The organism is Croceitalea rosinachiae (genome assembly GCF_031846445.1).
Lineage (GTDB): Bacteria > Bacteroidota > Bacteroidia > Flavobacteriales > Flavobacteriaceae > Croceitalea > Croceitalea rosinachiae.
The window spans coordinates 1,428,323-1,453,823 of the sequence record NZ_JAVRHR010000001.1 but is presented as its reverse complement, the minus strand read 5'-3'; the positions used below and the strand labels follow the sequence as shown (position 1 = coordinate 1,453,823).

Below are 25,501 nucleotides of genomic sequence, written 5' to 3'. Positions count from 1 at the left end.
TAGATTATGAAAAAAATATTGAATTATTTATGTTTAACGCTCCCTATTGCCCTTACCGTTTCTTGTACGGATTTGGAGATAGAAGGAACAGATTCTTTGATTAGTGACGGTTTTGCAGGTGTCGCCAATATTCAAGGCGAGGTTGCCAACCTCTCTAATATTATTGCAGGTGGCAATTTAGCCAATCAAGATGGTCTTTATGCCTTGCAAGAAGTATCTACTGATGAATACATTGTTGCTACCAGAGGAACTGACTGGGGAGACAACGGCAGATGGCTGTCAATTCACAGACAGACATGGAATGCAGATTTACAAGATATTAGGTTTTCTTGGCAAAATTTGAATAGCATTACCATTAACGCTACAAGAATAATAAACCCTCAAAGTGTTAGCACTGCGGCAGGTGATGTTACTACGCAAAAGGCTGAAGCAAGATTTTATAGAGCTTGGGCCATGAGTTGGATATTAGATATGTGGAGACAAGTTCCCTATAGGGACGTGAATGCACCCAACAGTGCGATTCCAATAGCCTTAACTGGTCAAGTTGCTATAGATAGCATTGTTGCCGATCTTAATATTGCCATCCGCGACCTCCCAACAGTAAGTGTTGGTGACGATATCGCCATGAAATCATCACCTACCAAGGCTGCAGCCAACCATTTATTGGCTAAGCTTCATCTAAACAAACATGTTTATCTTGAAACAGCACCAGATCCCGCAGATATGCAGGTAGTTATCGATGCTGTTGATGATATAGCTGCAGATGGCTATACGCTAGCTGCATCTGGAGATTTCTTCGACATCTTTAGACCTAGTAATGATGTGGAAACTATTTGGTGGTCACCAGCTGATGCAGGTCCTAGAATATGGTATACGCTACATTACAATCTTAACTCTCCTGGTAACTCAGGTGGTGGTTGGAATGGTTTCACCACACTCTCAGAATTCTATCAATCCTTTGAAGGTGATCCAGATACGAATTATGTAGGTGATGGTCAAGAAGAGCGTAGAGGATGGGTTCCTGATGCTACTACTGCAAATGACGATAATCTTGGTATTGGTTATGGCTTCTTAATCGGCCAACAATATGAACAAGATGGTACTCCATTAAATGCAAGATCAAATGTTGGAGGCGTTCCTTTAGTCTTTACCAAAGAGGCTTCAAAAGCGGAATACACCGCACCAGCTGATAATGCCGTATTGGAAACCGATGGTACGAGAATGCTAAAATACCACCCTAATGAAGAGGGCGGTGATAGAAGAGCGCATATAGTCAAGTATAGATATGCTGATGCCTATTTGATGAAAGCCGAAGCCATGTTTAGAATGGGTACGGACGTAACAGGCATGATCAATGATTTAAGAACCATTAGAGGAGCTTCCAACTTAGCTACTGTAGGCGAAACTGAATTGTTGGCAGAGCGAGGTAGAGAAATGTATGCTGAGACAACAAGACGACAAGATTTGATTCGATTTGGTCAATTCACCAGAGCATGGCATCTAAAAGATGCTGGAGATTCAAATTTAGAAATCTTCCCTATACCTATAGCTGATATTTTAGCTAATCCTAATTTACAGCAGAACCCAGGGTATTAGAGATTATTCTTTTAAAAATGTTACAATAGGCTATCTTACTAGGTAGCCTATTTTACATTTATACTTGATTGTACTCCATTAAGTAATATTACTTTAAGTCTTAAGAAAATTAAATAGAGAATATGAAGTAAACTATGTACTTTTAATTCTTTAAAATAGCACATGAGCCTTTATATAAAAAAGAAGTGTGAAATCCATGAAATTTAAATATCTATTAACCATACTTGTTATATTTTCAGTGTGTGCATGCAATGAAGAAACAGGGGACGATAAGGAAAGCATACCCGAACCAGAGAAACTATTTACGCTATTAAAATCTAATGAAACAGGTGTTAATTTTATAAATAAAGTTGAAAACCAGAACAATTTCAACATCTTCAAATACCGTAATTTCTATAACGGCGGTGGGGTGGCAATTGGTGACATCAACAACGATGGCTTGTCAGATATCTACTTAACAGGGAATATGGAACCCAATAAGTTGTATTTGAATAAGGGCGATTTTAAGTTTGAAGATATATCAGAAAATGCGGGGATCAAAGGCAACAAGCCCTGGTCTACGGGAGTTGTATTCGTTGACATCAATGCTGATGGGTTATTAGATATTTACGTAAGCAATGCTGGTAATCTAGAAGGCAATAATCACGACAATGACCTTTATATCAATAACGGTGATTTGACATTTACTGAAAAGGCAAATGACTATAACCTTGCCAAAACAGGCTTTTCAACACATGCCTCTTTCTTTGATTATGACAAAGATGGTGATTTAGATGCCTATATCTTAAATAACAGCAATATCCCTGTAAGCAGTTTGGGCTATGCCGAGCAACGAGAAGTACGAGCACAAGATTGGGAAGGTGTCCCACACATATTCAGAGGTGTTGGTGATATGCTACTTGAAAATGATAATGGTAAGTTTATTGATGTTAGTAAAAAAGCTGGTATTTATGGAAGTCTGATCGGATTTGGTCTTGGAGTATTGGTAACCGATATCAATAATGACCTTTATCCAGATATTTATGTCTCAAATGATTTCTATGAACGTGATTATCTATATATCAATCAAAAAGATGGTACGTTCACCGAAGAAATAAAAAAATACACTTCGCATTTGAGCTTGTCAGCTATGGGTATTGATATTGCCGATATCAATAATGACGGTCATAACGATATCTTTATAACAGATATGCTCCCTGAGCCTGACCAAAGAGTGAAATCGGTGATGGAATTTGAAGGATATAACGTGTTTGAGCTCAAACAATCCAAAGATTTTTACCAGCAATACATTCAAAATACCCTACAATTGAACAACGGGAATGGCACTTTTTCAGAAGTTGCCTATTATAGTGGTGTTGATGCAACAGATTGGAGCTGGGCTGGGCTTCTATTTGATATGAACAACGATGGCCTAAAAGATATTTTTATCACAAACGGAATCAATCATGACCTTACCGATTTAGATTTTGTTGATTTCTTCGCGAATGAGATCATTCAGAAAATGGCTTTAACGGGACGAAAGGAATCTATTGATTCCATTATCAATAAGATGCCGGTCAAGCCACAACATAATTATGCTTATAAAAATAATGGAGATATCACCTTTAAGAATGCAAATGAAGAATGGGGATTTGATTTGCCGACAATGTCCAACGGGGCTGCCTATGGCGATTTGGATAACGATGGGGATTTAGATTTGGTCATTAACAACGTAAATACCGAAACCTTTGTTTACAAAAACAACTCGGAGCGCCTGACTGATAATAATTATATTAAATTAAAATTTAAGGGTAAAGGTAAAAATCCATTTGCTGTTGGCACCCTGGCGAAATTTTATTTTGATGGCAATACTGTAAATCAGGAACTAATTCCATCACGGGGTTTTCAATCTTCCATTGAATATAATATGACTTTAGGTTTAGGGCAATCCGAACAACTCGATTCTGTTCGTATTGTATGGCCTGATAATTCGACACAAAAGTTAGAAAGCATTAAAGCCAATCAATTATTGAGTCTGAACTGGGAAGAAGCTACAGAAATTTATAGTCCTAATCATAAAAAAACTAAGAAAACTTATCTGCAAGAATTGGATTCTAAACAATTAGCGGTACATGATGAAGATAGTTACAATGATTTTGACTATGAAGGTCTTATTTATAAAAAACTATCGCAAGAAGGTCCGTCACTTGCCGTGGCGGATGTCGACAACGACGGCAATGAAGACTTTTTTATTGGCGGTGCACATAGAAAATCGGCTTCTCTATATATGCACAAAGGCAATGGTGAAGTAGTCTTAAAGAAAGTCAAAGTTTTTGACTCTGATTCAGCTTTTGAAGATGTCGCTGCTTCTTTTTTTGATGCCGACAATGATGGTGACCAAGACTTAATGGTAGGTTCAGGAGGTAATAATGTCAATTTACAACGAACCTATAAACCCCGATTGTATCTGAATGATGGCAAAGGCAATTTCTCTAAATCACCAAATGAATTACCCTCTACCTTTAAAAATACCTCCACCATTTCACCAAATGACTTTGACGGCGATGGAGATATTGACATTTTTATTGGTTCAAGAAGTGTGGTAGGAGTTTATGGTATTTCTCCAGATCATTTATTATTAGAAAACAAGGGAGATGGAACATTTAACAATGCTACCGAACGATTGGGTTATGAATTGAAAGACGCGGGTATGGTGACCAACTCACTTTGGACAGATATTGATGGGGATGACAAAAAAGACCTTGTACTAACCAGTGAATGGGATGCTCCTAAAATTTACAAAAATACCGGCCGCCGGCTGATCAAATTAACATCATCATTAGACAGTTTGTATGGTTGGTGGAATACTGTTGAGGCAGTTGATCTTGATAATGATGGTGACCAAGATTTGGTTTTGGGAAATATGGGAGAAAATTTACACTATAAACCTGCCGAGGGGCATCCTATGAAAATGTGGATCAATGATTTCGATGGCAATGGTACTTTAGAGCAGATAGTAACCCAAAACTATAATGGTGGGGATTATCCTATTCATCAAAAAAATGAAATAACTGGCCAAATAGTTGCACTTAAAAAAGAGAATTTAAAAGCATCTGACTATGCTCGAAGAACTATCCATGAGCTTTTTTCTAAAGCTATAATTGAAAAATCTATTGTCAAGGAGTCCAGAATGTCAGAATCCATTATTGCTGTAAATGAAGGCAATGGCAAATTTCATATTCAAAAACTACCTCCAAGGGTGCAATTATCGTGTGTATGTGATATCACCTGTGCCGATGTTAACAACGACGGTAATTTAGATCTTATAATGGCAGGTAATAATTTTGAATTTAAACCCCAATTCTCAAGATTGGACGCCAGTTATGGTAATGTGCTATTGGGCGACGGAAAATTGGGTTTTGAGTGGCAAAATTACGATGTTAGTGGTTTCACGATTAAAGACGAGGTGAAGTACCTTGAACAATTTAAAGACAAAAATGGCAAGACTTTTATCATAGCTGCTATTAATAATGAAAAACCCAAAATTTTCGCGTTGAATGAATAAGGTAGTATTCTTCATTTTTGCTCTTTTGATTTTCTGGGGTTGTAAGAATGATGAACAACTGTTCGAAAATCGTGATGTCAGTAAAACAGGTATCGATTTCATCAATACAATTACAGAATCTAACGAGCTTAATATTTTAGACTACCTCTATTTTTACAATGGTGGCGGGGTATCCATTGGTGATATTAATAATGATGGGCTACCAGATATTTTCTTTACAGGCAATCAGGTTAAGAACAAACTCTATTTGAACAGAGGAAATCTTGAGTTTGAAGATATTTCCATAACTGCTGGCATAGAGGGGAAAAGCACTTGGAACACGGGCGTTACCATGGCCGATGTCAATGGTGATGGTTTTTTAGACATTTACGTATGTGCAGTTGTTGGCATTAATGGCTTCAACGGATTTAATGAACTGTACATCAATAATCAAGACAATACCTTTACAGAAAGTGCTGCCAAGTATGGGCTTGACTTTGATTCGTATAGCTCCAATGCTGCTTTCTTTGATTATGATTTGGATGGGGATTTGGATCTTTACTTGCTCAATCATGCAATACATACTCAAAATTCTTACGGTCATGCTAATCTAAGAAATGAACGGAGCTATGAGACTGGGGATAAATTGCTACGTAACGACAATAATAAATTTGTTGACGTAAGTAAAGAGGCCGGAATCTTTGGCGGAATAAATGCCTATGGACTTGGCTTGTCGGTTTCCGATTTTAATTTAGATGGATACCCAGATCTTTATATTGGCAATGATTTTCATGAAGATGATTATTATTATTTAAATAATGGAGATGGCACATTTTCAGAAAGTTTGAAACAGTATTTTGGTCATACCAGCAGATTTTCAATGGGGAACGATGTGGCTGATATCAACCATGACGGTAGGCCAGATATTTTATCATTGGACATGCTTCCAGAAGACGAGAAAATATTAAAAGAATCTGAAGGAGATGAAAACATACAAATTCAAAAATTAAGAATTGAACGGTTTGGATACCATTACCAATTCACCAGAAACATGCTTTATGTAAACCAGTCAGACGGAAACTATATGGAAACTGCCCTTTTAAGTGGAGTAGCTGCTACAGACTGGAGTTGGAGTTCTCTTTTTGGAGATTATGATCAAGATGGCGAGCAAGACATATTTATTACCAATGGCATCGTAAAAAGACCCAATAATCTTGATTACATAAAATTTGTCTCAAATGATCAAATCAAAAAAAAGATAGAAAACACAAAACTAGTAGATCAAGAAGCGCTCAATTTAATGCCAACTGGGAAGGTACGCAACTACATTTTCAAAGGAAATAAAGACATAACTTTCCAGGATAAGTCTGGTGTTTGGATGAGTAAAGATAATACTGTCTCCGGTGCAACTGCGATGGGCGATTTGGATGGAGATGGTGATTTAGATTTAGTGATAAACAATATTAACCAACCAGCAAATTTATATATCAACAAAACAGATGATACGGCAAATTATATTAAGCTTCAACTGCATTTTACGGCTAAAAATAAATTTGGTCTAGGCTCAAAAATCTACTCTTATACAAACGGAACATTACAATACAAAGAATTGTTCCCTGTTCATGGCTTTCAGGCTTCTTCAGAGCCAATGATTCACTTCGGTTACGGAGAGATACAAACTATTGATTCGTTAAAAATTGTATGGCCAGATAAAACCTATCAAATACTCAAAAATGTTAAGGTCAATCAAACATTCAACATTAAGCCAGAGAAAACTAAAACCTTTGATTATGGACAGTTGAATGCAGACACTAAACCACTCTTTAAAAAGGTATCAGGAAATCTAGGAATTGATTTTGTTCACAAAGAAGATAATTATACTGATTTCTTACGCGAGAAGTTAATTCCTTACCAAGTCTCTGATAGAGGACCGGCAGTAACCACTGGCGATATTAACAGTGATGGGCAAGACGATATACTTTTTGGAGGTTCAAAGTTTATCCCATCACAAATATTTTTCCAAAGTGATTCTGCTTATGTCAAAAAAAGAATTCAATCTATAGCTAATGACTCCATTAAAGAAGATATTTCGGCAGCTATTGCCGATTTTAATAATGATGGCAAAAATGATATTTTAATAGCGACTGGTGGTGGTGATTTCTTTGGGTCGGCCAATGCTCTGACAGACGGTTACTATTTGAATGAAAATAATGATTTCAAAAAGGGTGAACTACCAATGTCTTATCAAAACTCTTCTGTAATTAGACCTCATGATTTTGATAATGATGGTGATTTAGATGTATTCATTGGCGGTCATACCATTACGGGACTATTTGGAGCTATTCCTGAATCAACTCTTTTAGTAAACAATAATGGAATTTTGGAGACTTATGGAAATTTTCCTGCTTCCAAAATAGGAATGGTCACGGATGCTATATGGAATGATTTTGACAACGACGGTTCGGTAGATCTCATTGTTGTAGGAGAATGGATGTCACCAAAGTTTTTCCAGAATTTGAATGGAGTATTCAAAGAAACCCAAAACTTAGAGTTAAACGGTCTATGGCAAACCATATGCCCTTTTGATATTGATAATGATGGTGACTTAGATTATTTAGTAGGTAATTGGGGCCTGAATACAAAGTTTAAAGCCTCTAAAAAAAATCCGCTAAAACTATTCTTTTATGATTTTGATAAAAATGGAAAAACTGAAACTATCACTGCAATAGAAAAAAATGGAAAGTACTTCCCGCTTGAAGGATTGGATGAACTAAGCTCTCAAATGGTTTCACTTAGAAAAAAATTTAGTTCATATAGTTCTTTTGCAGGTAAATCAATTGACAAAATATTTGATCAAGAAATTCTTAAAAATGCCGAAGTTTTGACTGTAGAAACACTTTCATCAGGGTATTTAAAAAACACAAATGGTAGTTTTCAATTTTTTCCCTTTGAAAGCACTTTGCAAATAGCTCCAATAATGGCTTTTTTAGTAAACGATTTCAATGCCGATGGATTGAGCGAAGTTTTGATCGGAGGTAACTATTTTGGTATTAAGCCTTATCAAGGTCGTTTCGATTCTTTTCCAGGCGCTTTGTTAAAAAACAAAAATGAAATAATTTTGGGTAGTGAACTGGGGCTAGATTTTACAAAGAAATCCATCCGCCATTTGAGTATTATAACTTTTAACAATAAACCATATTTACTAGCTACATTCAACAATGATAAAGCTCAAGTATATGAATTCTTCAGTAAATAGACCGATAATGAGAGAACGATTCTTTTTAGCTTTACTAACACTTTTAATGTTAACGGCCTGTCAAAAAAACGCAGAGCGAATACTAATAACTCCCGAAGATTATCACAGTTCAGTAGACAAAGTTACTGAGGTTATGATACACGATATTTTTTCACCTCCAGTTGCAAGCAGAATTTATGCATACCCAAATATTGCCGCTTATGAAATATTAGCTAAAAAAAATGATTCATATACATCACTTGCTAATCAATTACATGGTTTAAATAACATTCCATTAGCCAAAGATACTGTCAATATAAATTATGAACTCGCGGCCTTGGTTGCTCATATTGACCTCAACAAAAGACTGATTTTTTCTGAAGATCGAATTGAAGTTTTTAGGGATAGTCTTTATTCGATTTGGGAGAGCCAAAATAAAAAGGAATTTAACGCTTCCAAAGATTACGGACTTCAAGTCGCAGAACACATCGCTACATGGATGGATAAAGACAATTATAAACAGACCCGCACCATGCCAAAGTTTTCTGTAAACTCGGAAGACCCATCAAGATGGCAGCCTACTCCCCCTGCGTACATGAGTGGTATTGAACCACATTGGAATAAAATACGTCCTTTTGTGATTGACTCTGCAAGTCAATTTAAACCTGTTCCACCACCCCCATTTTCTATGGAAAAAGAATCTGATTTTTATAAAGAACTAAGGGAAGTATATGATATCAGCAACGAAATAACTGCCAAAGGTGATACTTCTGAAGAAGTGGCTATTGCACAATTTTGGGATTGTAATCCGTATGTTTCTGTTACTCGAGGTCATTTGATGTTCGCTACTAAAAAAATAACTCCTGGTGCGCACTGGATCGGCATTACTAAAATAGCTTCTAGAAAGACCGAGGCAAGTTTGGTGCAAACTGTTCATGCCTACACGAAGACATCAATAGCCATTGCCGATGCCTTTATTAGTTGTTGGGATGAAAAATACAGAAGCAATTTGATCCGACCGGAAACATTGATAAATGAACATATTGATGACAGCTGGGAACCTGTGCTGCAAACCCCACCTTTTCCAGAATATTCTAGTGGGCATAGTGTAGTTTCAGGAGCTGCAGCAAAAGCACTTACCAGTATTTTTGGTGATAATTTTGCCTTTGATGATGATACAGAGGTGGCGTTTGGTCTACCTGTACGCTCTTTTAACTCTTTTAATGAAGCAGCTGATGAAGCAGCAATAAGCAGAATGTATGGAGGAATTCATTATCGTGCGGCTGTTGAAATTGGTATTGGACAAGGTAGAAATTTAGGTGATTTTATCATCAAGAAACTTCAAATGATAAACGAAAAATCAAGCGCAGTTAATTAAGAATATCTTTATGAAAAAAGTACTTTCCGGCTTCCTTCTTATTATCTTATTAGGATTGATTTGGTATCTTTTTATTAAATCATATGACTATACGGTACGCTTTGAAGCGAATACTTCTCCTGGAGCTATAAATCAAACCTTAAAATTGTGGGATCGAACCTTAGATACCATAGAAAGCATTGAACAAAAAGGTTCTTTATACCATTTGATGCAAAAAGTTCAGTTTAATGATTCCGTTCATCTTTACCATTGGAAGATAAAATCGCTTACAGATTCTACCTCTAAAGTACTAGTAAACATTAAGGACGTCGATTATAGTTTTATAAACAAGGTTAAGGTTCCGTTTTCAGATACAGACTTTGAGAAACGTTCTCGAAAAACGGTCTTGGAGTTTATGGAATACTTAAATGAGCATATTGACGAATTCAAGGTTACCATTATTGGCGAAGAAGAAATGCCCTCTAAATATGTTGCTTATCTTCCTATAAAAGCTACACAATTTAAAAAAGCTGACGAAATGATGAAAAATACGTCCTATCTCAGCCAAACGCTATTGCACAGTAAGACTATTCTTGATGGACCACCTATGGTTGAAATCACCAAATGGGATAGAAAAAATGATAGTTTGGAATATAACTTTTGTTATCCAATCATTCGGTCTGACCACTTACCCATTAATACTGAAATAGAGTACAAGAGAATATTTGGCAAGAAAGCGTTAAAAGCCATTTACAATGGCAACTATATTACTTCAGATAGAGCTTGGTATGCATTGCTAGATTATGCCAAAACCAAAGGGATTCAAGTAGAACCCCATCCAATTGAAATATTCCATAACAATCCAACGGGTGGAAACGAAATTGAGTGGAAAGCAGAAATTTATTTGCCCATTAAGGAAAGCTTGAATGAATAAACTTGCCCTTTTAAGCAGCTTCATTATACTACAGGCTTGTGCCCAAAAACCGTGGCACGGTGATTTAAACTACTTAGGCAAGTTTACCAACAATTTAAGCGAGGTATCTGGCATCGTTTCTTACAATAAAAAATTAGCATGGGTAATTGAAGATAATGGTAATAAAGATCATATTTATGCCATAAACTTAAAAGCGGGTTTGGTAAAAGATTTGAATGTCAAAGATGCTAAAAACCAAGATTGGGAAGATCTTGCAACCGATAAATCAGGGAATCTATATATTGGGGATTTTGGTAATAACGACAACAAAAGAAAAGACCTGACCATCTATAAACTACCAAACCCCGAATTGGAAAAAGGCGATAAAATTCCTTCAGAAAAAATTACATTTCATTATCCTGAACAAAAAAAGTTCCCCCCGAAGAAAAGTAATCAGGTTTATGATTCAGAAGCTTTTTTTCATTGGGATAAGCATCTTTATATTTTCACAAAAGACCGCTCAAGACCTTATTTAGGAAAAACCTTAATCTATCAAATTCCCGATAAAAAAGGGAATTACAAAGCAAAGCTCGTTGGAACTATAAACCTTTGCAATGACCAAGACCATTGCTCAGTAACTGGTGCCGATATTTCAAATGATGGGAAAACAATCGCTCTCATAGGATACGGTTACCTTTATTTAGGAAAAAACTTTGATGTAACTGTAATTTCAGAGACCAAATTTGATGCTATTTATTTGAGACATGAAACACAAATTGAATCAGTTTGTTTTTTGGATGATACTACACTTTTAATTGCAGACGAGCAGTCAAAAACCAAGGGCAGGAATTTGTATTCATACGAATTTCAGTAATATGTACATAACCATAATAAAGAATGCATTTTTCGGTTTATATTGTTAATCTAAAATCAAAACTGTAATAATGCGAAACAAGTCTTTTATTCTTCTTTTTTTATTTCTAATACTAGGCTGTTCAGAAGACAATGAAGAACAAATTCCCGAAGGTAATTTGGAAGTTTTGGTTATTACAAGTGATAATTTACCTATACAAGGTGTCTCGGTAAATCTTTTAGAAAAAGATTTGACCATTGTTACAAATACTAATGGCATTGCGCTATTTGAAAATTTAGCTATAGGGACTTATGATATTAGCATATCGGTAAATGATATTTCTTACGAGAATACAGACCCAATAATTATTGAAAATAATAAAACTACGGTTGTCCAATTAGTTACCATAGATGAAGCTGACCCTATAGAACCCATTCTATTGAACCTCGAGAACTTAATTGAGATTGTCTATGGCAAACTTAAAAATGAGTATTTATTTGATTCCAAAGGATATGTTTCGTATTGGGGAGATATTGGCTCAGATATAGCGTATGTAAATTCCATGCTAAATTCGAGACTTTATGAAATCGACACTTACCAAGCAACATCATCTAATTTTATAATCAATAAAGTTTGGGAAGAGCATTACAAGCTAATACGTGACATACATATTGGTTTAGATGCCATTGAAAAAAATGAATTTCAACCTGATGATAATCTAGACCTTGATTTAATAGAGGCAGAATTCAGGTTTGTAAGAGCTTTATTATACTTTAATCTAGTGAAATTATATGGAAACCCTGTACTTGTAACTGCATTGGTAGATCCATCCGGACCGCCCCCAAATGATCAGAATGCAAATAGTACGTATGATTTAATTGAATCTGATTTATTGTTCGCAATTGATCATCTACAATCCTCTACTCCTCGCGACAAAGCTTCCGTAAGTGCTGCAAGGGCATTATTAGGAAAAGTATATCTTACCATGGCCGGTTTTCCCATTTTCAAAAGTGATGGATATGTCAAGGCACTTGAGCAGCTAAAACAAGTCGAAGGAAAGTATGCTTTGGAACCTAATTATGCTGATGTTTTTAGTGTTGAAAATGAAGATAATAATAGTGAAGTCATTTTTAAAATTGGTTTTGATGGTGATGGAAACTATGGTGTATTCTGGGGACCTCAGGGAATATCTTTTAGGGATGAACTTTTTTTAGCTACAAATTTTATCGAAAACTATTTTGAGAACCCAGCTGATATCTCCGATCCAATAACTTTTCCATTGCCCGCTGAAGATCAACGATTTTTTCAGAACATAGCTACATTTACTTTTCAAAATGGGGTTTCTAATGATAATTCAGATATTGGCGAATGGAGACCTTACAAATACAAAAAAGATGCTTTATCAGCCCTAAATTTAAATGAGGAATCCTTTGATCTTCCATACTTGAGGTATGCAGATGTGCTTCTGATGATAGCCGAAGCAGAAAACGCTGTCAATGGTCCTACACAGTACGCTTATGAAGCCATCAATCAAGTTAGGAGAAGAGCTTTTGGAAATGCCGATAATGACATTGAAACTGGTTTGAACCAACAAGATTTTCTAGAAGCCATATTGAATGAAAGACGGCTTGAACTTGCTTTTGAAGGAAGTCGGAAAGATGATTTGATTAGAACACAAAGGCTTCAAGCCACGATTGATTTCATCAACCAAGATTTCACACCAAACTTTATAAAAGATTTTCAGGACTTTGAATACATTTGGCCTATACCCCAAGGAGAACTTAGCCTAAACCAAGGAGTGGTTCAAAATCCAGGATATTAGACACGCCAAGCTAAAACCCAAATCCCACTCCAAAAGCAAACCGCAGGCCGTCCGCACTATTAAACAATCCAAAATTTGCCGAAATCAAATCAGAACCATTTAAGAAAAACCCACCGCCGTACGAATCATGCCAAGTATCAGAATCTTCACCAGGAAGCCATACCCTGCCATAATCAAAAGCACCATAGATTCCGGGGGTTACAGGTAATAATCCTGTATTTCTTTTTCTAAAACTAAGTCTTAGATCGGTATTCTGAAAATAAGAACTTTTTCCTGTAAAACGTTGAAATCTAAAACCGCGCAAACCATCATTGGCACCAATGCTCGCAGCTTGATAAAACTCAAAGTCATCACCAATATTGAAGTGACCTTTAAATTTAGTAGCTAACACCAAATTTCCACTAGGTACTAGTTTATAAGCAAAAGCCAAGCTAGGTATAAAAAACCCAAATGCCCTATCGGTTTCGCTTAAATTAGTTTTATAACCTCCTTGTAATGATATTGCCATGCCCATAGTAGGAAAAGCTTCATTATCTGAATTAGTATAAGAGTATTCGGCCTCAACGCCAAAGAAATCTTGCTGGGTACCTCTGCCATCATTGGTGAAAAAACCTTCTATAAAACGATCTTCCGTTTCTTCTACATCATAGTTTTCATAAGAGACACCTAGTCTTACTTCAGAGCCCAAATTGCCTCTCCAAACTAATGATGGTGCAAACTTGATGGTTTCGATTTTCACTCGATTAAAATCAAGTTCCAATTCATTTTCATCATCAAGATTTTCAGTGTCATTTCCAAATCCGAAAAAATTAATAGTAAAATTAGGACTTGTGAAATTAGCAGCTAGTTCAAGATTAACTCCCTCAAAAACATTGGCAAACTCTCCGTTATACCCTAAATCGAATCCATTGGTCGCAAAATAAAATGCGGCATTAAAAGTATGTTGCTGTGTAAAAGGGTTCTGCCTAAAACCATTAAATGTGTACGTATTGGTTAACCCGATTCTAAATCCATCATCAGGGTTTGCTCCTATCGATGGTAGTAATTGATTGTTACTAGCCTTTATTTTTAAAAACTGATATGTATTGGTATCATAATCATTGATTTTATGAATATGACCACCAAAAGCCTCTTCGTAAGTGTTCTTCTTAGTTTTAAAATCATAGATGTGAACGCCACTTGCTTTGTCATGAATTTTGTATACATCGTTATTTTGACCACCAACTAAACGAATCTTGATTTTTCCATCTGTATTATTAACATCAAATACATCGTCATCATCCAAGCCATAGATCCAAATTTCTTTGGTAGAATCGGGACTGTAAACTTTATCAAAAAATAAATCTGTTTTAGTTCCATCTTTAATTCGAAATGCCTTAACGGCCACACTTCCATTTTCAATAGAATTGATGACAAAATAATCATCCTTATCTGTACCTGCGACAACACTATATTTATTTATAATCCTAAAATATTCTTTGGCCGTATTCAGTAGATTTGATTTTCTTGCCAAAAGTATTTTCTTTATTTTAACAACGGTCTCATCCTTAACCTCGTCAGGAAATTCATTTAAAGCGTTGTCAATAACTTCATCGGTGATGTTCTTTTGAATAAACTTTGCTTGTTCTTCCCAATCTTCAATAGTCGTTTCAGGAAGTAAAGCCATATCTAAAGCAAATGTTCTGGGCGATGCGTTAAACCCTTCAACACTTCGTATTTCTTCATTGAAACCCTCAAAAATACGTAGTGAGGGTACTGTTCTTGAGGCAAAACCTATTAGTGCCCCATCTCCCCATATGGAATATGCTTGATCTCTATCCCTAGGTATTGGTTTAAAAATAGTATTACCATCATCATCTTTAAATCCTGCCCATCGCCATTGGTCAACGTGTCTGTCCCAATCACCGATCAACATATCAAACAAACGTGCTTTTACATATTCTTTTTTATCAATACTATATTCTTCATCTTTTCGCAGTTTGCTTATAAGATCATAAGTGCTTTCAATTTTTTTGGTCTTTCCAAAGCTTTCAAGATTAACATGCCCTTCAGACACATGCTCCTCAATCATATATAATCCATCACCAAAGTCGCTATTGTAATCTCCTAGGGCATTTTGTTTTGGTATATAATATAATTTCGGATTTGTATGATAGATACCTACAGCATCTGAAAGCGCTCCAACAGTAAATGGTGCATAAGGATGGGCCCCCGTATAAAAATCCATAAGAAATTTTTCGGTAAACGAGTCTTCAAAATCTCCAATAACATACTGATTTTGAAAGGCAATTGCCTGCAAATACCGTTCTGCACTCTTTCGCAAGGCCCGCATTACAAATTGCCTGCCATCTTTATGTTGAAGTCTCAACGAATTCGATTGATTTCCCCCACCTTTTCTAGTTACCTTCAATCCTCCAAACAGGGTGTCCAAAAGTACTGTTGGAGCTTTTACTTTAGTAGCATAATACTCTCTATATCGATCGCCCCAAAGCCATTTGTAAAAACCACTTTTATCAATCTCTTCTTCAGAATATATTGAAGCTTCTATTTCGGGAGGGAATTTACTCGTATACTCCGTTACTTCTTTCTTCTTGTCCGCTTCTAGCACCTTTGTGTTATATATCAGTTCTTCCTTTCTATCATCACCTACTCCATAAAAATCCACATCCGAAGAGCCATCTTCGTACACTTTAAGAATTGCATACCCCATTTGCCCAGTAGAAAACTTGCTCCCATTTAAAAGTCTGGTTGCTCCGGTTTTTGCTCCTGAACCACTCACAATTTGGGGAATACCATTCTCCTCAATGTACTGTAAACTGTGTTCATGACCTGAGGCGAAAATTACCTTATCAGAATATTGGGCCAGGGTCACCAACCTATCTTTTAATTGGTTATAGTTTTTGTTCGACTGATCTTCGATTGTGGCTCCAGAGGTTCGTCTTAAAATATTGATGAACGAGCCTATAAATGGTAAAGGCACTCCACCACTTGGGGAAATATGCTGCTTAAATGAAAACTGGCCGCCATGGGGTCCATAGGTAAACATGGGGTGGTGCAAGGCAATGAGTGTTGTTTTGTCTCTATTCTTTTTTATCAAACTTTCTATTTCCTCAAAAAACCTTCCTCTGTCTTTTATTTCGCAATCATCATTTATCGTTGGATGCTTGTCCCAATTGACCAAATACCATTCTGTATCAATTACAATTACAACAATGTCATCATTTACTTCTATTTTCTTGATTGGACATCCGTTTCTTGGGAAAAACACTTTTTTACTGTCCAAAGCCTTTTCAATGTATTCTTGTTCTCTTTCGAGCCCTTTTAATCCATTACTGTACCAATCATGATTACCAGGAATAAAAACAGCTTTTCCTTGATAATCAGTAACCGTATTAAGTTGGGCATCTAAATGGTTTTTAGCTTCGGCATGGCCTGCAGCATCATCTTTTTTACTTGGAAAACCTGCCGGATAAATATTATCTCCTAGAAAAATAGCCGTGCTATTTTTAGCAGCCTTATCCAACTTTGATTTAAAATGTTGCAAGGCAGGGTTCATATCCCCATCAGGCGATTTACCTGCATCACCAATCAAATAAAAAGTATGTGAGACTTCTTTTTCAGTAGTAATTTGATTATTTACAAAATCTTCTGCGTACTTCGCCTTATAAGTAGCACATCCTGTAATTAAAGTTGTTAAAAACAGTACTAAACTGTAGCGTTTAATCAATTGTAAAGAATGAAATAAGTTCATAGTGCAAGAGCTTCCATCCAAAATTTTGTATTTTGGATTATTCAATATACAACTATGTCGGAGATTGTTCAAAAAGCTGAAGATTTTGTTACAGATCTTTTAGAAAATAAACTTGACCAAAATTATTTATACCATAATTTAAAACACACCCAGCGGGTTGTAAAAAGCACTAAGGAATTACTCACATTTTATAATTTGCCCGAAACAGAAAATGAACAAGTGTTGGTAGCTGCATGGTTTCATGATACTGGATATACTAGAGGAACTACTGAACATGAGGCAACTAGTTGTAAAATAGCTGCTGATTTTTTAAAGGAGGTAAGTTATGATGAGAATAATATAGCACACATAAGTTCTATCATCATGGCCACAAAAAGGCATTATGAACCTACTAATCTTCATGAAGAAATCATACGTGATGCCGATGCGTCACATTTTGCCCAAAAAAGTTATTGGGAAACTACAGACTATCTAAAAGAAGAACTGGAACTTTTAGGTATCGAGAAATATTCTCAAAAAGAATGGCGTGACGCAAATATAAAAATGTTCAGAAACGAGCATCAGTATTACACGGATTACGCAAAAGAAAATTGGCAAGAAGCAAAAGAAAAAAATTTAAAGCAGCTTGTAAAGGACAAAAAGACAGAAAAAGAAATCGCTAAAAAAGAATCTCTTAAAGCCAAATATAAAAGTGAAAGTCCCGATAGGGGAATTCAAACCTTGTTCAGAGTTACCTTAAAAAATCACTTGACCTTGAGTGATATTGCCGATACTAAGGCAAACATTTTACTGTCCGTAAATGCCATTATTATTTCAGTGGCATTGTCTAACCTGATTCCCAAATTGGACAACCCTTCAAATTCATATCTAATATATCCTACATTGATTTTTATCACCTTTAGCGTTATTTCAATGATTTTGGCCGTTTTAGCTACAAGACCTAATGTTACTAGTGGAAAGTTTACAAAAGAAGATGTAAATCAAAAGAAAGTAAATTTATTGTTCTTTGGCAATTTTCATAAAATGAGTCTTTCGGAGTACGAATGGGCAATTCAAGAATTGGTCAAAGACAATAAGTTTATCTATTCTTCGCTCACTAAAGACCTGTACTTTTTAGGACTTGTATTGAATAGGAAATATAAAATATTGAGACTGACCTACACTATCTTTATAATTGGAATAGTAATTTCAGTATTGGCATTCGGAATCTCGTTCCGGTTTTTTGGACCAGATAGATTGACGTTTTAGTCTTTCTAAGTATTAAATTAAGCTTTCAACTCTTCCATCAAATCATTGTAGGTAAACGTTTTTGCTGATTTTTCATCTTTTTTATAAAGAATCTCAGCTCTAATGGCCTTGAGTCCGGTTACGCCTTGCAAACCTTCAAGTTCTACAATCTCGATATTATTAGTGAAGTAGCCCTTTGATTTTAAAAATTTTACGTATCGTAAATATTCTTTTTCATCTTTCTTCTGAGAATAAACGATAGCAAGTTTGCCTTTTTGTGTCAAGCGTTCATTTGTACCTTTAATATAAGACTTATCAATTCGTTTTTTTATAACCTCATAACGTGCATTATAGGTGCCATCTACATCAAACTTCTTTTCATCCATTCTAAAACGTATCGCTAAAGGGGTGCTATACACCAAAAGTAAAGAAGCAACATCTAAAGGCACAGGCAATTTCTGCTTTAAGGCATAATGGGTATTTTCCATCTCAACCATTATTTGTAATTGCCATAACCTTAAGTTATTCAGGTACAAAGCATCAAAATTTCGGTCATTGGCAATGGCGCTTCCAATATACATATTATGCTCTATACCATCTGTTTTATAACGCTCAAAATAATGTGGAAACATTTGTTGTGCTTCCAACTGCTTTTTATCAAGTTGAGCGGCAAGTTTCATATTAATTTCCATCACGCTATCGTCATAATTACGCCTGTGGTCATAATATGATTCTGTTGTTTTGTCTATTTGTGACTCATAGGTTTCTACCATAGTCTTAATATCCTTGTCTTCTCTTTTTAAGTGATGAAAAACAGGATTAATCTCTTCCAGTACAAAATCGAAAATCGCTTGTTCGCTATTGGTGTAAAGTGTATCTTTTATTTCCTCTAAATGATTATTTACCCTATACATCAGCTCTTCGTAAATAGGAAGTTTAAATTTGGTTTTAGCAACTTCAAGAACCGTATTTATTTCTGAAAGCTGTATCATTAAATCTCTCTGAATTGCAATATTTCTTTGCTTTGAGGAGTCTTTAATATCAATTTGCCCATAAAGTGGGTAAACCTCTTTGAAAACAATTTCATTAAAGGAAGCCTGCTCACCAGCAAGTTCTTGGGTCATAAAGTGTTTGGCCTCTTCTTGGAACTTCCAATAGACTGATGAATGTACCGTAGTACATTCATGTTGTATAATGGCGTCAATTAAGTTTTGTTCTTCTTCAATAGAACGTAGTACCGCAGATACAATGAATGGCATTACATCAATCAACTTATTGGCATTGATACTATTTAGCTCGTTCACATTGGTTGAAACCAATTCCAAAACTCCCAATAAATTCCCTTCATCCGCAATGGGAGCAAGAATGGCACTTTTAAAACCTTGTTCATGAAGATTCTTATAGGGTTGTCCTCCTTCCGATTTCTTAAAATATTTTTCAATATTTGAAATTGCTATATAATCACTTTCATTTAAAAGTTTATCATAAGAATAATCGCATAGCATGCTATCACACGATTCCATTTCTTTACCTTTAAGAATGAAGCTTTCGATTCCTTTTCCATGAATCTTCAAAAACCTATTTGTATTCGAATCATAGCCTGTAAAACCAACTGAAATATTTTTCAAGTTGAACAATGAACGAAAGGTATCTTGAAAATTATCCATGAAGTTTTCGCTCCCTCTTTTATTACTTCCAATTAAGGTCGATTTAATTTCAGAAATTGAATGCTCTGCTGTGACATCAAACATATTAGAAATTACAAACCCTTTTGAGATAAAACTCCCTGGCGGAATTTTTTCTTTCCATAAATCAAGGTTATCAAAGTTTTCTAAAAGCTCATCCAAATCGTTTTGGTCTAGCTTTTTTGCTTTATCGGTAGGTTCAATCTCCATAAAATCTGCATTGTACAAAATGCGATAATGGCGAATCACACCATTAGCATCAGGAATATCATAAAATAACGGTCTCTTAAAGTCCATTTTAAAACCGTAATAAAAACCTAAAATGACGGTGCATTCCATGATGTAATGCAAATTTTCCGGTAGATTACGTATTTCAAGTTCAAAGCCCTCGCCTGCATCTTCTAATATTTTTTGAAATCGACTAGAAGAATTAAAAATCAAATTCGCAAAAGGAATAGAAGCCGCTTTAATTTCATTCTGAGTCAATACAGGTGAAAAAGTATCGGCTAAAATTATTTGTATGATATCTTTCCTTTTTTCAAGAATTGACAAATCATCAAAACCATCACGCAGCTCAGGGTAAGGGGCCGCTATATCTAATACATGTTTAGCTCTTTCAGCTAAAAACTTGTCCTTGCTTTTCAGTTGCTCATCGTAATGTTTTAAAAGCTTATTAAAACTAACAAGTTGAATCAAAGGGGCATCACCAGTATAATCCTGTTTCATAACAATATTGGTCGCGATTTATAGGGTAAAGTTACAAAAAGATGAAATAGACAATTGTTAAGGTAATCTTTATGGTTTTGAACGCTTTTTTTAGATATTTAAGAAAAATTACTTGATGTCATCTTTTAACCGGTTAGATCGAGCCTATAAAAACGCTAAAACAATCTCTTTTGATGACAGTTCAAAGTTCATTCTGTTTAGTGACTGCCATAGGGGTGATAATAGTTTTGCTGACGATTTTGCCAATAATAGAAATATTTATTTTCATGCCTTAAACCACTATTTTAGGAAAGGTTTCGATTATTGCGAGCTGGGTGATGGCGATGAGCTTTGGGAAAACATCAACTTCGAATCCATTTTTGAAGCTCATAAAAATGTCTTTCAATTACTACGGAAATTTCACCTGCAAAATCGGTTGCATATGATTTGGGGAAATCATGATATGGTTTACAGAGACCAAAATTATGTGGATAAACACTTATCTAGCTATTTTGAACCTATTGATGATTCTGACAAAGAACTATTTCAAGGCCTTGCTTACCACGAAGCATTAGTTTTAAAACATAATGAAAGTGGACAAGAGCTTTTTTTAACTCACGGTCATCAAGCCGATTGGTGGAACTATAAGTTTTGGCGTATAGGGCGTTTTTTGGTTCGGGTACTTTGGAAGCCCTTGCAAGTAGTCGGTATTGCTGACCCTACAAGTCCTGCCAAAAATTATAAGGAATTGATTCGGATTGAACGACGTATCAAACGTTGGATCTTAAAAAACAATCTAAGAATCACCATTGCAGGACATACCCATAGGCCTCGTTTTCCTGAACCGGGTCAAATCCCTTTTTTCAATGATGGTAGTTGTGTTCACCCAAGGAGCATTACGGGCATTGAAATTGAAAATGGGCACATCTCCCTTATAAAATGGCATGTCGACACCAAAATTGATGGAACTTTACAAATTGTTCGCGTATTGTTGGAAGGACCTGAAAAGCTATCAGATTATATCCCAAAATAACAGATTAGGTTCTTTGTGCCAAAGTTTTCATGGCATCAACAAACCTATCCAATTCATCTATGGTTGTATACACATTCGGTGTAATTCGACAACCTTTCACATTGGCATAATCAATCCCAACTGTCCAAACTTGAAACTCATCGAGAAGCGTTTTTGCTAAATCTAATGGTTTCATATTCTTTAATCCAACATTGGCAATTCCGCAACTTCTATGTTCTTCGATAGGAGTGTTTACAACAACATTTTCAACTTCCCTCAATTTATCGCTCCAATAGCGCTGAATAAATCGAAGTCGGCTTTCTTTTCGTTTGAGTCCAATCATCTCAAGGTATGCAATCGAATCATCAATAGCCAAATCAGTATGCACAGGGTGAGTACCAGTATGGTTTAAACGTCTAATTTTGGTTGGGTCTTTTTCATGTTCGGCTAGCAATGGCCAAATTTTTGGAATGTGTTTTTTGTTAACATATAACATGCCTGCACCCAATGGTACACTCAACCACTTATGAAGGCTAGAACCATAATAATCACAGTTCAATTCTTCGATATTTACATCAATATGACCTACACAATGTGCTCCATCTACCATGACCTCAACACCATGAGAATGCGCCATATCACATATTTTTCTAATAGGAAGTATCTGACCCGTAATATTGACCATGTGGCAAACCATGATTAATTTGGTCTTAGGAGTAATCTTTGATTCATATAAAGCAACTAGCTCTTCATCAGTTTTTGGGTGGTTTGGCACAGAAACTTCTTTACAAACAATTCCGTACCGGTCTCTCATCTGATGAAAATGAATCCGCATAGCACCATAATCTTGTAGGGCGAAAATGGCTTCATCTCCCTTTTTCCATGGAAAACCTCCAATAATTAAATCCAATGATTCTGTAGTATTTCGAGTAATGACCAATTCTTCGCTTGAGCAACCAACTAAATTTGATAGACTCGCCGCAGCATTATCCTTATTCTCCCATTGTTTTGTTCTCATGTAATAAGAAGCTTCGTAATTCACCTTCTTAACATGCCCAATATATTTGTTTAAAATAGGTTTTGGTACAAAATTGTAATAACCATTCTCCAAATTAATATAGTCTGGTTTTAAATCGTAGTCTTTTCGTATTCGCTTCCAGAATTCTTCATCATTACTTTTTGGGTAAGGTGGTTCTATATTTTCAGTTTTGGCATTTAACTGTATAGGTAGTATTGCTGAAGCTAAAGTTGCCCCTCCAAGTTGTTTTAAAAATTGCCTTTTTTCCATATTCTAGACCTTTTAAAAGGAATCCTTTATCAATATAGAACATACATTAATGGATACCTTGTTAAATTTACAACTTAAACCAAAGACTTGGAATCGATTCAACACATTCTAAATCAAATTCCTATTAGACACGACCTTGCTTCCCAACTTATGTTTTTGGGGGTTGTACAAGGTTTTTTTCTTGCTGTTTTAATATTGATAAGAGCTAAAAAAACAACAGCAATAGCTTTTTTAGGCTGGACTATCTTATTTCAGTCCTTAGTTTTTTTCGACACTTATCTTTGCTATACTGGTCTTATTAAATATGCATTGCAATTCAATGATTCCTCTGAGGCTTTTGTTTTAATGATAGCTCCAGCGTTTTATTTTTTTATTTATGCCGCTTTAAAAAGGAAGTCACCTTCAATTAAAAAATTACTGCCCCATTTTATCTTGCCTTTCTTTTATTTTATCACTCAAATACCTTTCTACATAGCACCTATCGCTGTAAAGCTTAACGCATATTTAGGAGCCTATTACAATACTATTCAGACTGCGACCGTTCCAGAATCTTTTAATTATAGCTACCATTGGATAAAAGATGAGTTTGACTGGCTCATTTTGGCAAGCTTTTTATACTATACCATATTGGGCATCATATTGGTCTGGAAAGAAAAGCAACGAATTAGGGAAATTCCGCATCAAGCCAATTGGAATAAGTACCGATTTACAAGAAACGCTGTCATTCTAATAGGTGCTCTTTTGGTAATTATTTTTTTGGTTCTATATCGGTATGATGATGATGGAGGAGATCACTATATCGGCATCATACAAACCTTAATAGCGTACAGTACTTCATATGTTATTTTAATGGAATCAAGGTTTTTCGAAAACTCATGGTTTGCCGATAAATACGAAACTATTTCGTCTAACACTATAGATTTTGAAAAAATTGAGGGCTTTTTAAACTCTTCCAACTATTTTCTTTCTCAAGATGCTTCCTTAAAAGGTCTAGCAGAAAAATTAGATGCCAGTACCAATTCAATATCTAAAACCATAAACTCTCAAAAAGGTTTGAATTTTAATGATTATATGAATCAAAAGAGGGTTGAAGTACTAAAAATAAGGCTTATAAGTGATGATTTTAAGCACTTGACCTTAGAAGCTATTGGTAATTCTGTGGGATTCAAATCTAAATCAACCTTCTACAGCGCTTTTAAAAAACATGCGCATACCTCACCATCTGCGTTTATCAAGGCAAAAAAAGCACAATATTCTCCAGAATTGTAATTCAGGACGTTTCAGAAGTCTAAAAATTAGTATTCCATCTGTTTGATTTTCAGATTTGCTTAAAAATCAATTATCATGGAAAGTACAATTCGACGTTACGATTTAGACTGGTTAAGAGTTATCGTATTTGCCTTACTTATTTTTTATCATGTTGGGATGTTTTTTGTTCCCTGGGGATGGCATATCAAAAACAACGAAATTTATGATTGGTTACGATGGCCTATGTTATTCTTAAACCAATGGCGGCTACCCATTTTATTCGTTATATCTGGAATGGGCACCTACTATGCCTTGTCAAAACGAAATATCTGGCAGTTCATTTGGGAGCGGAATCTAAGATTAGGAATTCCCCTGCTATTTGGAATGCTTGTAATTATACCCCCACAGGTTTATTTTGAGCGTTTGGCCAATAGTCAATTTAATGGCCCCTATTGGGAGTTTTTCACCACGGTTGCCCATTCTGGCATTTACCCTGAAGGGAATTTTAGCTGGCACCACCTTTGGTTTTTACCCTACCTATTTATCTTCTCTGTATTGCTAAGTCCAATTTTTATTTATTTGAGAAAATATGATATTCGATTTATACGTTGGATAAAAAAACAAATTCTGAAACCACTTGGGTTATACCTTTTTGTAATTCCACTTTACTTTCTAGAAGCCTTTATGGAGCCTTTTTTTGATATTACTCATGCGTTAATTGATGATTGGTTCAATTTTAGTTTCAGCCTTGTCCTTTTCTTTTATGGCTTTTTGCTAACCTCTTCAGGAAATGTTTTTTGGGACAGTCTTGAAAAAATCAAAAATAAGGCACTAATTATTGGTTCAGTGACTTTCTTATCCCAATTAATGATTTGGTTATTTCTTGAAGATGGATTTGTGGTTCATTTTACCGAAGCATTATTGAAGGTGGTTAATATCTGGTCATGGATCTTGGTATTGTTCGGTTATGCAGCAAAGTACTTAAATAAGCCAAACAAAAAATTAGTTTACACCAACAGAGCTGTTTATCCATTCTATATTTTGCATCAAACCATAACTATTTGTATTGCTTACTACTTGATAGATTTGAACTGGGGTTTTCTTCCAAAGGCAGTTTTATTGGTTATTGGAACTTTTGGGATAAGTTGGTTGATTTATGATTTTATAATTCTTCGTATACCGCTACTACATCCATTGTTTGGATTGAAAAAAGGCATTTCATCGAAACAAAAAGATATTTAACACCCCTTTACCAGCCTTGTGGCAAGGTATTTGTTAATTTTATT

General features: G+C 35.4%; 14 protein-coding genes. 11 read left to right on the top strand and 3 right to left on the bottom strand.

Going from position 1 to position 25,501, the window contains the following annotated elements; genetic code table 11:
- Positions 1 to 6: 6 nt before the first annotated feature.
- The 7 genes from RM706_RS06600 to RM706_RS06570 all read left to right on the top strand — a co-directional run bounded on the left by RM706_RS06600 (position 7) and on the right by RM706_RS06570 (position 13,299).
- Positions 7 to 1,596, top strand: coding sequence for a RagB/SusD family nutrient uptake outer membrane protein (locus RM706_RS06600; RefSeq protein WP_311350239.1), 1,590 nt, complete (start codon positions 7 to 9; stop codon positions 1,594 to 1,596).
- A 196-nt stretch (positions 1,597 to 1,792) separates the two neighbouring features.
- The gene (locus RM706_RS06595; RefSeq protein ID WP_311350238.1) at positions 1,793 to 5,140 is read left to right on the top strand and encodes a VCBS repeat-containing protein; all 3,348 of its coding nucleotides are present in this window, start codon (positions 1,793 to 1,795) and stop codon (positions 5,138 to 5,140) included.
- Entirely contained in the window at positions 5,133 to 8,375 is a 3,243-nt protein-coding gene (locus RM706_RS06590) for a VCBS repeat-containing protein (RefSeq protein WP_311350237.1), read from the top strand. The genes RM706_RS06595 and RM706_RS06590 overlap by 8 nt, the downstream gene beginning before the upstream one ends.
- Positions 8,376 to 8,421: 46 nt before the next feature.
- Positions 8,422 to 9,732, top strand: a complete 1,311-nt coding sequence (locus tag RM706_RS06585) for a vanadium-dependent haloperoxidase (protein ID WP_432264969.1) — start codon at positions 8,422 to 8,424, stop codon at positions 9,730 to 9,732.
- Between the two features lie 10 nt (positions 9,733 to 9,742).
- Positions 9,743 to 10,645 (top strand): GyrI-like domain-containing protein, encoded by a 903-nt coding sequence (locus RM706_RS06580; RefSeq protein WP_311350235.1) that lies wholly within the window; start codon positions 9,743 to 9,745, stop codon positions 10,643 to 10,645.
- Positions 10,638 to 11,498 carry an NHL repeat-containing protein gene (locus RM706_RS06575; RefSeq protein ID WP_311350234.1) on the top strand — a complete coding sequence of 287 codons (861 nt, stop codon included), beginning with the start codon at positions 10,638 to 10,640 and terminating at the stop codon, positions 11,496 to 11,498. The genes RM706_RS06580 and RM706_RS06575 overlap by 8 nt, the downstream gene beginning before the upstream one ends.
- Positions 11,499 to 11,568: 70 nt before the next feature.
- A complete protein-coding gene (locus tag RM706_RS06570; protein ID WP_311350233.1) occupies positions 11,569 to 13,299 on the top strand; it encodes a RagB/SusD family nutrient uptake outer membrane protein in 1,731 nt (576 codons plus the stop codon).
- 10 nt (positions 13,300 to 13,309) lie between these two features.
- Here the strand turns inward: RM706_RS06570 and RM706_RS06565 are convergent, their stop codons facing one another.
- Positions 13,310 to 17,050, bottom strand: coding sequence for a metallophosphoesterase (locus tag RM706_RS06565; protein ID WP_311350232.1), 3,741 nt, complete (start codon positions 17,048 to 17,050; stop codon positions 13,310 to 13,312).
- Between the two features lie 54 nt (positions 17,051 to 17,104).
- On the opposite strand from RM706_RS06565, the gene RM706_RS06560 reads away from it, so the two are divergent.
- Complete coding sequence (locus RM706_RS06560) at positions 17,105 to 18,298, top strand: Pycsar system effector family protein (protein ID WP_311350231.1); 1,194 nt, start codon at positions 17,105 to 17,107, stop codon at positions 18,296 to 18,298.
- Positions 18,299 to 18,315: 17 nt separating this feature from the next.
- Here RM706_RS06560 and RM706_RS06555 read toward each other — a convergent pair whose 3' ends face one another.
- Positions 18,316 to 20,688 (bottom strand): GAF domain-containing protein, encoded by a 2,373-nt coding sequence (locus RM706_RS06555; protein ID WP_311350230.1) that lies wholly within the window; start codon positions 20,686 to 20,688, stop codon positions 18,316 to 18,318.
- 115 nt (positions 20,689 to 20,803) lie between these two features.
- On the opposite strand from RM706_RS06555, the gene RM706_RS06550 reads away from it, so the two are divergent.
- A complete protein-coding gene (locus RM706_RS06550; protein ID WP_311350229.1) occupies positions 20,804 to 21,700 on the top strand; it encodes a metallophosphoesterase in 897 nt (298 codons plus the stop codon).
- 4 nt (positions 21,701 to 21,704) lie between these two features.
- On the opposite strand, the gene RM706_RS06545 is transcribed toward RM706_RS06550, so the two are convergent.
- A complete protein-coding gene (locus RM706_RS06545) occupies positions 21,705 to 22,967 on the bottom strand; it encodes an aminotransferase class V-fold PLP-dependent enzyme (protein ID WP_311350228.1) in 1,263 nt (420 codons plus the stop codon).
- 87 nt (positions 22,968 to 23,054) lie between these two features.
- Here RM706_RS06545 and RM706_RS06540 point away from each other — a divergent pair, with 87 nt between their 5' ends.
- On the top strand, positions 23,055 to 24,236 hold the full coding sequence (locus RM706_RS06540; RefSeq protein ID WP_311350227.1) for a helix-turn-helix domain-containing protein: 1,182 nt from the start codon (positions 23,055 to 23,057) through the stop codon (positions 24,234 to 24,236).
- A gap of 75 nt (positions 24,237 to 24,311) precedes the next feature.
- Positions 24,312 to 25,457: an acyltransferase family protein gene (locus tag RM706_RS06535; RefSeq protein ID WP_311350226.1), complete on the top strand. Its 1,146-nt coding sequence runs from the start codon at positions 24,312 to 24,314 to the stop codon at positions 25,455 to 25,457.
- Positions 25,458 to 25,501 lie beyond the last annotated feature (44 nt).